7 protein-coding genes and 1 pseudogene are annotated in these 12,092 nt (G+C 68.4%); 2 read left to right on the forward strand and 6 right to left on the reverse strand.

Going from position 1 to position 12,092, the window contains the following annotated elements; all coding sequences use genetic code 11:
- The first annotated feature begins 594 nt into the window (after positions 1-594).
- Complete coding sequence (locus JGS39_RS28115; protein ID WP_308120752.1) at positions 595-999, forward strand: hypothetical protein; 405 nt, start codon at positions 595-597, stop codon at positions 997-999.
- 9 nt (positions 1,000-1,008) lie between these two features.
- Here JGS39_RS28115 and istB read toward each other — a convergent pair.
- The 3 genes and pseudogenes from istB to JGS39_RS28130 form a co-directional block, all read right to left on the reverse strand.
- Positions 1,009-1,746, reverse strand: a pseudogene (istB, locus tag JGS39_RS28120) (IS21-like element helper ATPase IstB).
- A 46-nt stretch (positions 1,747-1,792) separates the two neighbouring features.
- A complete protein-coding gene (locus tag JGS39_RS28125) occupies positions 1,793-2,524 on the reverse strand; it encodes a Mu transposase domain-containing protein (protein WP_443742892.1) in 732 nt (243 codons plus the stop codon).
- A gap of 228 nt (positions 2,525-2,752) precedes the next feature.
- Positions 2,753-4,120: an MFS transporter gene (locus JGS39_RS28130; RefSeq protein ID WP_219572405.1), complete on the reverse strand. Its 1,368-nt coding sequence runs from the start codon at positions 4,118-4,120 to the stop codon at positions 2,753-2,755.
- Between the two features lie 72 nt (positions 4,121-4,192).
- Between JGS39_RS28130 and JGS39_RS28135 the strand changes: the two genes are divergently transcribed.
- On the forward strand, positions 4,193-5,065 hold the full coding sequence (locus JGS39_RS28135; protein ID WP_219572406.1) for a LysR family transcriptional regulator: 873 nt from the start codon (positions 4,193-4,195) through the stop codon (positions 5,063-5,065).
- Between the two features lie 413 nt (positions 5,066-5,478).
- On the opposite strand, the gene JGS39_RS28140 is transcribed toward JGS39_RS28135, so the two are convergent.
- The 3 genes from JGS39_RS28140 to JGS39_RS28150 all read right to left on the reverse strand — a co-directional run bounded on the left by JGS39_RS28140 (position 5,479) and on the right by JGS39_RS28150 (position 11,176).
- Positions 5,479-6,639 (reverse strand): IS701 family transposase, encoded by a 1,161-nt coding sequence (locus tag JGS39_RS28140; protein WP_219572409.1) that lies wholly within the window; start codon positions 6,637-6,639, stop codon positions 5,479-5,481.
- A 363-nt stretch (positions 6,640-7,002) separates the two neighbouring features.
- On the reverse strand, positions 7,003-9,120 hold the full coding sequence (locus JGS39_RS28145) for a YVTN family beta-propeller repeat protein (RefSeq protein ID WP_443742893.1): 2,118 nt from the start codon (positions 9,118-9,120) through the stop codon (positions 7,003-7,005).
- Between the two features lie 496 nt (positions 9,121-9,616).
- On the reverse strand, positions 9,617-11,176 hold the full coding sequence (locus tag JGS39_RS28150) for an RICIN domain-containing protein (RefSeq protein ID WP_219572408.1): 1,560 nt from the start codon (positions 11,174-11,176) through the stop codon (positions 9,617-9,619).
- Positions 11,177-12,092 lie beyond the last annotated feature (916 nt).

Raw genomic sequence — 12,092 nt, forward strand, 5'->3', positions numbered from 1 at the left:
CACGAGTTCAATCTCAGTAGGCAGTTCGTCAAGGATCGGCTATCCGCCGAATAAGGCTCGTGCTCCGGCAACCATCTGTGCAGGAAAACTCAACCGCGCCACCATCGCCTTCTCCGGCGGTCGGCGGCAGGGGGCAGCGTTGCAGTGGCAGGTTGCTGGGGAGCAGCGAGGGATTGCTGGGCAGCGGTGACAGCGTTCTGCCATGTTCGGCGCAGGGCATCGGGCAGTTCTGGGAAGTCAGTGTTGTGGCGGGCCATGTAATCGGCGATCGCCGGCAAGGCGTCGTAGGTAATGGTGATCAGCCGGTGAGCGAGGTCAAGCACATTGCCCTGTAACCGGTTCGCTTCAGTGCGGAGGCGCCTGGGCCGCGGAAGTGGGTGATTGCGTAGGCGGCTCGCTGAGGGCTGTTCTCAAGCAGGCTATGCAGAGAATTTACGCCTTGTGCCTCGTTGCCCCCGTTCAAGGCCAGGGCAGCCAGGCCTGCCATTGGCGCATGCTGTCGGCGTACTCGCCTACGTGCAGAGGTGCGTACGGATGAACGTGCAGAGCAAGTAGCCGCCCGCTGCGCTCATCGCCATGCGAGAGGATGGGGCAGTGGACCTTCGTTACTTCAATCAGACTGGCTGGACCGCGATCTTCAATGGCACCGAGACCGAGATCGGCCGCATGGTGCGGGTGGAGGCATGGGACCCGGCAACTGGGACGGCGCTTGTCGTCGACCCGAAGCGAGGCGCCATGCGTCCCGTCACGGAATACGAGGACTTCTCCCACCTTGAGAAGGCCGACCAGGTCGTAGCCGCAGTTCCTGGTGGTGGGTGGCGGGCCCACTGGAAAGACGAGGGCCCGGGGAACGGCCCGCTCACGGAACAGGTACTCGCGTGGCTGATCACCTCGCAGGGCCGGGCAACGGCCATCACGATGGACGCTCACGGGCATGTTGACGATGCCGGCAGTGCCGACGCCTTCATCCCGCCGGGCGAGGAACTGGGCCAGGATTGAACTCCCGGATCAGGCGACTTCCGTCTCGCGCTCGATGGCCTTGAGGCGGTTCTTCAGCCTGTAGCTAGGACCGTTGATGGCGACGACTTCGCAGTGGTGCAGGAGGCGGTGGCGAGGACTTCGTCGCCGAAGACCTGGCCCCATTCGCTGAAGGTCTTGTTCGAGGTCAGGATGATGGAGCCCTTTTCGTAGCGCTTCGAGATGACCTGGAAGACCAGGTTCGCCTCGGCGCGTTCGAGGGGCTGGTAGCCGACCTCATCGACCACGAGAACGCTCGGCCGCAGGTAGGAACCCAGTTTGCTGGTCAGACGTCCGGCCGCCTCGGCTGCCCTGAGGTTGCGGACCATGTCGTCGAGGCTGGTGAAGTAGATCGAGTATCCGGCCCGGCAGGCCGCAACCGCCAGCGCGATCGCGATGTGGGTCTTGCCGACGCCGGGCGGCCCCAGCATCGACGAAGGACAGGGTGGCTAGGTCTTTGATCTTGCGCGGGTCGAGCTCGGGCTGGAACGAGAAGTCGTACTCATCGATCGTTTTGTGGTGCGGCAGCCGGGAGAGCCGCAGGCCCTGGCGGAAGCGGCGGTCGTCGCGGACGGCGAGTTCCTCGGATAGGACCAGGTCGAGGAAGTCGAGGTAGCCCATCTTCCCCTCGTCCGCCCGCCGCGTGTACTCGTTGATGGTTTCCGCCAGGTGGGGCAGGCCGAGCCTGGTCGCCGTGGTGCGGATGCGGTTGCCAGTCAGCTCGCTCAAGACGGTTCCTTCGTCGCTCGGTTACTGGTGAAAGGGCGGGTTCCAGTCACTCGTCATAGACCGACAACGGCCGGCGGCCGACCTCGACGCGGGTCGCCGCAGCCCGGTTGAGGAGGGCTTGCAACGGTCCGCTCTCCTCACCCGGAGGGCAATCGTGACGCGGCCGGGGCAAGACTTCGCCGGTGGTGGTCCGGCGTCCTTTGCCGGTGGGCAGGCCGTCCCAGTGCTGTTCTTCGACGACACGGACGCCGCGTCCGACGGCCCGTGGATGCATGGCAAGCAGCGTCTCGCCGCTGGCGTCGACACTGGTGGAATGCAGCATGACCTGCGACTTCGTCGCCCTGATCTCCACCAGCTGACGCGGTCGGACCTTGCGGGCGGGGACTGAGTAGAGGTTCCCGCCGAAGGCGACCAGGCAGTCTTTGCCGACCGGCCGCAGATGACGTTCGGCCACCAGATACGGAGTCGGTGGCAATGGCTTGAGAGCCGCGTGGTCACGAGCTGCCCGCTCACCGATGACCTGCTGGTGAGTCCGGTGCGTCTGGGTTCGTCGTTTCGGCACCCAGGCGGTGAACGCGGCGTCCATCTCCTCGATGCAGGAGAAGGCCCGGCCCGAGAGAACGGGGTCGCGGACGATCAGGACCTGGCGTTCGACGCGGCCCTTGCCCTGGGGGCGGTAGGCGGCCAGCACATCGATGTCGAAGTCGTAGTGGCCGGCGAACCCGACCGCCTCCGGATGCAGTGGAACCGCCTCACCCGGGGCGACGTGACGGCGCACGACTGTCTTGGTGCGGTCGTAGACGATCGTTGTACGTTCATCCGTACGCGGCTATGTGCGTTCACGTGTACGCCGACAGTGCAGGATGTCGCCCTCGTTCACGGCAGGCTCAGCCAGGACCTGCGGTGGTCCGGGAAACGATCGGCATCTGGGTCGAGGAAGTCGGACGCCAAGTGATCTACCTGCTCGAAACCAAATACGAAGCAGGTAAAGGCATCTGCTGGGCCGTCAGGCGGCTCGGGCGTCCTTCCGGGCGGGAGAGCTGCAGGTGCAGCCTTCGGCCGCTTCCACCGCCGCTGTGGCGCTCCCGGCCGACACCTCTGTGGAGCCGCGGTCCGGTGCTGCCTTGCGCCGGACTGCGGACCTCTCGTCCGCTCCGCTCCGGCGGGCCATGAGCAGCCCGATTGCGGCCGCGGCGATCTGGAGCAGCCCGGTGGCTGCCAGCACGCGGACCGATCCGGCCCACCCGATGACCGCGCCGCCGACCAGCAACCCGAGAGAGGCGCCACCGGAGTGCAGGACGGTCTCGGCCGTGAACGCCGCCCGCCGCTCGTCCCCGGTCGTCTGCTCGCTGATCATGGCGTTCAGGGCGGCGATGCCCCACGGCGTTGCTGCTCCGCCGACGCCGGCCACCAGAGCGATGGCCACCAGGTTCGGAGCAGCGACGGGGAGGGCGAGGAAGACGGTGCCGAGGACGGCCCAGGACAGGGCCATGGTGGTGCTGCGGGGAAGCCGGTCGATCAACATGGGCACCAGCAGCGAGACGGCGACGGAGGCGATTCCGTAGCCGCTGACACCCGCCGCGATCAGCGCACCGGGGCGGCCGGACTCGATGCTCAGGATGGCAAGTCCGAGAGTGAAGCCGAACCAGCAGACCCCGCCGACACCGGCCATGAGAACACCGGCGGCGATCTGCGGATGGCGGCGCAGGACGGCCGTCGGCGACACGGGTCGCGTCACCACGGCCGACTCGTCCTTGCGGCGGGGACGGCCGGGCTGGGCTGCGGGAACAGCCAGGACCGCAAGGGCCGCCACGGCGAATACGCAGCTCTCGCACCACAGCAGGGGCTGAGCTCCCCAGACCGTCACCAGCCATGCCCCGAGGGGCGGCGCGAAGACCATCGAGATTCGGTGGGCGAGGTCCTGCCAAGCAAGCCACCGGGCGGCGTCCGTCGCCCGGTCATGCCCCGCCCGGGCAGTGTCCGACCGCTCCTGGACGTCGGCCAGATCGGCGACGAGTGCCCGCTGCGCCGGTCCCGAGAGCGCGCCGGCCGTGCCGGTGACCAGGCCGGAGGCGCACAGCGCCGCGGCACCGACCTGCCCGGTCAGGGCAGCCACCGGTACGACAGCCAGTCCGGCGGCCTGGACGGCCGTCACCACGGACAGGGCCCGCCCGGAGGTCAGCCGGTCGCGCAGCCCACGGCCCCACCAGCCCACGGTCAGCAGGGGCAGGCCCGCCATGCCGCCGACCAGCCCGGTGGTCCACGCCTGACCGGTCTCAGCCAGGGCCACCAGTGGCAGAGCCACGGCGGTCATGCGGCTTCCGGTCCAGGTCAGGAAGGTGAGAGCGGTAAGGAGGAAGAGTGGTGTGCGCATGGTCCGATCCTGGGCCGCACACCGCTCGGCAGGTAGAAGCCGATCCGACAACGTCTCTCATACACTGGAGGTATGACCTCACGCCTCACTGTCGAGGATCTGACCCTCACCGAGGCAGTCGCCCGGCATGGCTCGGTGGGAGCGGCCGCCAAGGAGTTGCTGACCACACAGCCTTCGGCGTCGCGTCGCCTGGCCACTCTCGAACGCCGCCTCGGCGTCCAGCTGTTCGAGCGGGATACCACCGGGGCCCGACCCACTCCTGCGGGACGCGAACTGGCTCGTCAAGCGGCCCGGCTGCTCGCGGAGATCGATGCCCTGCCCGACCAGGTCCTCGCCGCCACCAGCGCCCCGTCACTGAGCGTCGGCACCATCCAGGCCCTCGCCCCGATGGTCTTCACCGCCCTGTCCGTCGAGCTGGACGACGTCACCGTGCATCCGGAGATCGACCACGGGCCGGTGTTGCTCCAACAGGTCCACGACGGCCTGCTGGACGCCGCGATCGTCACGATTGTCGGCCAAGCCACCGTTCCCCGAGGACTGCACCGGACCGTTCTGGGCGTCTCCCCGCTCGTTCTCGTCCTGCCCCACGGCACCCCGGCCTCCAGAGGAAGGACTCCCCTGCTCGCCGGCCGTCCCGTCCTCTACTCGACGTTCGACCGCACCGGGGAGACCGTTCGGCAGCGACTCTCCGCCCTCGGCGCTCACCCGCTGCCCGCCCCCACGATCGAGGCGGGCCTGCGCATCGCCCGGCATCGGCGCATCGGCGCCCTGGTCCCTGAGCTGGCCGCCCGCTGGTACTCCGCGCCGGGAGACCGGATCCAGTCCTCGCCGGTGCCCGGACAAGTCACTCTCTCCCTGGTGGCCCGCCCACCGGGTGCCCCGGTACAGGCCGATGCGCTGGAACGGATCACAGCCCGTGTCCTGGGAGCCCATCAGACCGAATAGTCCGACCCGTAGCGGCTGCGGAAGCACACGGCGCAACCGAGGGGCGGGCGAAGGGGGCGATTCGCGGGAGATCAACTCCCCGTCCGCTCACGCACCGCTCACGCAAACGGCCCCAGACGAGAAGTCCGAGGCCGAGCAAGACCCCCTCCCTGAGGGAGAAACCCCAGGTCAGAGCGGTAACGCGGTGTGCCCCCGACAGGATTCGAACCTGCGACACCCGCTTTAGTACTGCAACGGTCTTTGTTCTGATGTGTGGGCAGTTTCTGGTGGTGTGTGGCCGCGTCGTTTGTAGTGGCTGATCCGGGCTTGGAACTGTCGTCGGCGGCGCCAGTGTGACCAGTGCAGGACATGGTCGATGAGGTTGGTGCGGGGCCGGGTCAGGCGGGTGGTCAGTCGCCGGATTTCGGGGAGGGTCAGGGCGATGAGCTGGGAGGATCCGTTTCTGCTTTCTCGGTGTCGAGTGCGCGGGCCCTCAGGACGGTCAGGCAGGCGTGGGCGGCCATGGCGAGGGTGATCTGGCGGTGCCAGCCGGGGTAGCGGCGGACCTGGTAATCGTCCAGGCCGCATTCCTGCTTGGCGGTTTGGAAGCATTCCTCAACGGCCCACCGGCTGCCGGCGACGCGGATCAGCTCATCGAGTGTGGTCTCGGCGGGGCAGTAGGCGATGTGGTAGGAGATCTCCTTCGGTCGGCTGACGCTGCGACGGGCGATGACCCAGTGCCGACGGTCTTCGCGGTGCCAGGGACGGACCTCGACCCTGGCCCAGTCGTAGACGCGTGGCCCGTGGGCGCCGTTGCCGCAGGAACGGCGCTTCCACTTCTGCCGGGACAGGCCGGGAAACAGATCGTGCACCGGGTGGTCCATGGCCCAACGGGTGACGACCGTGTCGTGACGGGTGGTGGCCATGACGTGGAAGACGTCGGCCCGCTCGAGCTCGGTCCGCCAGCCCTTGGAGAAGCCGTAGGCGGCGTCCGCGGTCACCCATCGGAACGGGATCTTCTCGGCGATCGCGCGTCGGACCATCGCTTTGGCGATGACGACTTTCGTCTCGAAGGCGACATCGTGGCCGACGCCGGCGGCCTGGCAGCGTTCGCGGTCGTCGGTCCACGACGTGGGCGGATACAGGCGGCGGTCGATCAAGGTGCGGCCGCGCTCTCCCGCATACGCGAGGAAAACACCGACCTGAAAAATTTCTGTCCGCCCCGCAGTGCCCGAACACTGGCGCTGGACGCCGGCTGAGCGGACGCCCTTCTTCAAGAATCCGGTGTCATCCACGATCAGCACCGCGCCCGGGTCGCCGAGATGCTCCACGACGTAGTCGCGAACGTCGTCCAGGACCTCATCGGCGTCCCAGTCGCACCGGTTCAGCAGCCGGTGCATCCGATCAGGAGCCGCGTGGCCGGCCTCCTCCGCCAGCGTGCAACCGTTCTTCCGCTCCAACGGAGCGATCAGCCCCTGCATGTAAGCCAGCGCCGACTCCCGCGGCTCCGACCGAGCGAATCGGTGCACGAACCGCTCATGCAATTCGCCCAGACCCGCTGCCCACGCCCTGACCTCACCGAGCTCCCCACCCATATCCGGATCAACGACTGTCCTGGCCACCAGTCACACCAAACGCCGTTGCAGTATTAGAGCGGCTCCGCAGGGTCGTTGCGAAAGAGGCTGCGGCTATTACTGCGGCGCCCGCTGGGTGTCGAGGTTGCCGCCGGAGAGGGAAGCCGAGTGGCTTCTTGATGGACGAGACGAGAGGGTCCCCGCCGCGCGTGGCGGGGACCCTCTCGTCTCTGGAGGTCTGGGCACCGAGTGCACCCCTGCCCCATGCTGTCCGCCATGTTAGCGCCCCAGAGTGCTGCGGCACAGGGGGAGCTCTGCGTCGAGGAGGTGGGGTACTTGGTCAGGGTCGCTGTTCGGAGCCCTGCGAGGGGTGTGGGTTGCTGATCAGGGGCACGAGGCCAGCAGGATGGAGACGACGGTGCAGGTTGCCGTTCCGTTGTCGTTGGCCCCGTTGGGGTCGGTGGGTGAGGAGGTGGTGCGGGTGCCGGTGACCTGGACGTGGCCCAGCGATAGGAGCGAGAGCGGGACTCGGAAGGTCTTGTTCACCGCAGTTCCGTTGGCGATGGTGCCGTAGGCGCAGGTGACGGTGCCGGTACTGGTGGTGCATCCAGTGGACAGGTTCGACGCGGTCGCGCCCGGGGACAGGATGGCGGTGACGGTTGCCGAACTCACGTCTGCGGGGCCGGTGTTGCGGGCGGTGAGGGTGTAGGTGAGGTAGGGGACCAGGATGCCGAGGTGCGGCTGCGCGGTGACGTCGACGTCGATGTCCGCGGTGGGTGGGGTGGCGACGGTGGTGGACAGGCTGGCGGTGTTGTTGCCGGGGACCGGGTCGGTCTCGGTGGCGGTGGCGGTGGCGGTTGTGGTCAGGGTGCCGGCCGTGGTCGGGGTCACGTGCACGGTGACGGTGGCCGATGCGCCGTCGGCGACTGTGCCCAGGGCGCACGTGACGGTCGGCGCGGTGATGGTGCAGGAGCCCTGGGAGGCGGTCGCGGAGGTGATGGTGCGGGCGGTGCCGGAGAGGGTGATCGTGGCGGTGGTGCCCGTGGCGGCGTCGGAGCCGTTGTTGCCGAGGGTGGCGGTGTAGGTGATGGGGTCGCCGGCGTTGACCGGGTCAGCGGAGCCAGCGACGGCCACGGTCAGGTCCGCAGCGGGTGCCGCGGTGACCGCGGGGGCGAAGGCGACCGAGTACGGGAAGGATCCGAGGGGGAAGGTTGCGGTGACCGCGTTGGTGGCGGTGTCGATGACCGACATGGTGCCGGCGTAGCCGTTGGGGACGTAGGCGAGGGTGCCGTCGGGGGTGACGGCGCTCTGGAACGGGCCGTTGCCGACGCCCGCGGTCGCGGTGACGGTGTTGGTGGCGGTGTCGATCACCGACACCGAGGAGGAGGAGTTGTTGCTGGCGTACGCGCGGCTCCCGTCCGGGGACAGGGTGAGGCCGAACGGGCCGATGCCGACCGGGATCGTGGCGGTGACGGTGTTGGTGGTGGTGTCGATGACGGACACATTGTGCGAGTTCTGGTTGCCGACGTAGGCGCGCGATCCGTCCGGGGTCACCGCGATGAAGTTGGGCTTCTGTCCGACGCCGATGGTCGCCACGGATGTCGCGGTGGCGGTGTTGACCACCGATACGGTGTTGCCGCCGTTGTTGGACACGTAGGCTCGCGCGCCGTCGGGGGACAGCGCCACACCGAACGGCTGGCTGCCGACCGGGATGCTCGCGGTGACGGTGTTCGTGGCGGTGTCCACCACCGAGAGCGTGTTCGCGCCGCTGCCGGCGGTGTAGAGGCTGTCCCCGGAGGGGGAGACGGCTACCCCGATCGGGCCCGCACCGACCGCTACGGTCGCGGACACGGTGTTGGTCGCGGTGTCGATCACCGACACCGAGTCGGAGCTGTTGTTGGTGACGTACACGCTCGCCGCGTCCGGCGAGGCCACCGCCCCGATCGGGCTGCCGCCGACCGGGATCGTGGCCGTGACCGTGTTGGTGGCGGTGTCCAGCACCGACACCTGGTTCGCCATCAGGTCGGTGACGTACGCGAGTGGGGCCAGCGCGAGCGCCTGCGCGGGCGGGGCCGCCAGGGCGACCAGTCCGCTCACCGCCAGAGCGCTTCCGGCGACGCCAGCGGTCAGCCTACGTCTCCACGACGCCAGCGGACGACGGGGTCGGGCAGGTACAGCTATCACGGGACTTTCCCTTCGAAGAACCCGCACCCGTCGGCGGCCCCGGTAGGGCCTGGAAGACCGGCAGCAGTGCGGCCACGCTGAGCCCGCCCGCAGCGGTCTGCTGCAACGTCCGGGCCGGGCTTCGAACATCAGGCACCGCACCCCCCGGAACGAACCCGGGGAGCACGGCCTCACGCCGCGCACCACCGCGGCACCAATCGGGCCGCAACAGCCTTGCCCCGTCCTGGACTCGCCGGGAGCCGGCAGCCGGGGGAGGGCAGGAGCATCATCCGGACTGCCTGGCCGGCGCTGACACCACAGCACGGCAACTGTCTGCATACAGGCGAAAGCTGTCCGTAAGTGGCTGGTTGGTGGCCCGGCAGAAGGAGGTCCCGTACGCGTCCTGCGGTACGGGCCGGACGCCGGAAAACACTGCCGTCTCCCCGGGCCCCGGAATCCCGTCGCCTTCGGGTAGACCGGAGGCGCCAACCGATCAATGCGCGGGAAAAAGCGGACGCCGCCGCACAGCCCAGCCCCTGCACGAGGCCCGATGCGCGATCCGGTGGTCACCCCGACGGGCGGACCGGTCCTGGGGGACGAGTGCGTCCGCTCGGAGATCCGCCCGCCTGCTACCGGTCGCCACAGGAACTCGACGCGCAAAGGTTGCGCGGCCACCCCGACACTCTGCCCGCCCGAGCCGTGATCGCCCGACAGGGCGATCAAGACTCGAGCGCACGAGCATCCTGGCCGGGCGAAGCCCTCTCCGGCACAGGTGACCGTCGGGGATGTGAAGCCTGCGCCTGTGGGCCGGGGACAGGCCGGGGTATGGCCGGGGTCAGGAGATGGAGAAAACCGACGCCCAGTTCTGGCTGGCCGAGCCCGCGGATGCGGTGTTGGCGGTGACCGCCTGCCCTGCGGTGGCGTTGCCGTCCAAGACGTAGCCGGTGGCCGGGTTGGTCACGGTGTAGGTACCGACCGCGTTCTGCGTCACCGTCCAGCGCTGGTTGGCTGCGCCGAGACTGACGGCCTGGAGGGCTATCTGACCGCCGGCGGTGGTCGGCGCGGTCAGGTAGAGCGGGATCGCGCAGCTGTCGTAGATCCGCACGGTACCGTCGCCGTTGGCGACGAACTTCCAGCGCTGGGACGCCCGGGTAGTGTCCAGGGCGGCGAACTGGGCCACCCCAGAGACGGCAACACTGCAGCCCGTTCCTCGCTGGAGCGCGACGCCACCGCCGTTGCTGAGCGCGTGGTAGGCGTTGTCACCGACGACCGTGGAGCCGTAGTTGATGGCATGAGAGTCCACGGCGGTCAGCGCGGCACCGGTGATGGACAACGGCGGGACGGCCGTCGGTCGGACGAACTTGAACCAGTTGGCGAAGGTCGAGGGCGTATTCGCGGCCAGGGTGGCGATGCTGCGGTTCCAGCTGCCGTCCACCTGGTTCCACAGCTGGAGCAGCGAGGAGGCCACGTTGCCCTGCACATGGTCGCCGGTCTGCCAGCCCGCGCTGTGGGTGAACGAGGTGGAGTCGCCGTTCGGGAACACGTAGCGCTGGTCGCCCAGGAGATAGGCGGCCACCGCGTCGCCGAAGCCCTCCGTCCAGGCGCAGGTGGCGGACGACGCCAGCTGGATGAAGTGCGGGTTGCAGTTGATGACGTTGGGCCAGTTGCCATTGTAGAGCCGGTGCTGGAAGAAGTGTCCCGCCTCGTGCAGCACGGTGTGCTCGGAGTCCGGGTCGCCCTCGGCCAGGTAGATATTGTTCGCCAGGTCGTAGTACGGGCCGCTGTTGGACCCGGTCTGCCAGCGCAGCGTCAGCGTGGTGCAGGTCGCCGCGTTGTTCTCGGCGGTCGTCCAGCACGGGGTGGTCGAGTTGGCGCGTTGCGACCAGAGCAGGTTGACGGTGTCGAAGGCGTGCCAGGCCCGGTCCGAAACGGTCGGGTTGACCGCACCGAGGGCGACGTTCGCCGATACGTTCGTCAGCGTCGGCGTGTCGAGGGTGTAGACGGTTCCGCTGGTGTTGGTGACCCGCCACACCTGGTTGCTGAGGGTGGCGAACCGCACGAACACGTGGTTCAGAGAAGTGGTGTTGACGGGGGTGTAGCACAGGTTGAACGAACCGTCGGCCGCACCGGTCAGCTGCGTGCCGGCGTTCAGCTTGTGGTCGGTCTCGGTCGCCAGCTCCCGACCCCACAGCTCGACCGAGGCGTTACGGGCACCCCGGGTCAGCGTCGGCTTCGCGGTGCCCGCCTCGGCGGACTGGTAGTCGAACTGCAACGTGCCGCTCACGCAGATCGGGGACACGGCGGAAGCGGTGCCTGCCGACAGCGGCACCAAGGCACCGGCGGCGAGCAACGCAGGTACCAACAGGCGAAGCAGGGCTCTGGGTCTGCCGAACATGGACGTCCTTCCCAAGGAGCGCCCAGGGCCGCCGACGGCAGACCTGGCGCGCGAAGAAGACCGGGTGGACCCCGGCCCGTGTACGCCGCCAGGTACGGGCGGTCGGTCTGAACCGGGGCCCATCGTCGGTTCCATGCCACGCCGCCGCCAGGGCGCACAGAAGCACAGCCAGCAGTTATGAGGCTCGTGTGAATACCCGGCGGAGATTTTGCGTCCACTCGGCGGTCGTTTCGACCGGCCGTGCGCCCCTCAGCCGCCTAGCACCGTCGTCCGGTTCCGCCGCTGAAGTGCGAGTTTCCGGCAGCGCCTAGAGGCGAAGCCGGACCGGTGAGACGCTTGTCAGGTGCACGGAGTCCTGTGTGCCCCCAGGCCATACGAATCGAGGCAGGCCCTCGGCGCGGACTTCCCGCACGCTGAATCCCCGCAGCTCCAGCCTCGCCTTCACCACTCTCTCCAACGTGATGTGGCTCAGGACTGCTGGACTGCTCGTCGCCCCGGCCTCCCCGCATACCGGCTCCTCGACAATCCGAGGGGCCTTGGCCTGGCCGTACATCACGCTGGCCTACTCTCACGGACCCAGCCACGATGGCGCCCAGCGAACCCTTCGCCGTGTACACCAGCACCGCCTTGGACGCTCCGCACAGTGACCGCGGGCTCATTTACCAACAAGCACCCTGTTTTGCCGACTGCGTTGCGCCGTCACATCCGTTGTGACAGTGCAGCCTTGTTGGCAATTGGGAGGCGCGGTGGTCGTGCTCAGCGAGGCGTGACGCGTCGTAGTTGGCAAGAATGACGCGCGCTAAGAACTCCTAACGAAATGATCTTCGAGGTGATTGGATCGCTCCGGGACTGATGATCCGGGGGTGCGGGGTGGCTCGGCCGAAGCCGTGGGAAGTCGATGACGAGTTGTGGGCGG

This window comes from Streptomyces poriferorum, from assembly GCF_019399235.1.
In the GTDB taxonomy this organism is placed as follows: Bacteria; Actinomycetota; Actinomycetes; order Streptomycetales; family Streptomycetaceae; genus Streptomyces; species Streptomyces poriferorum.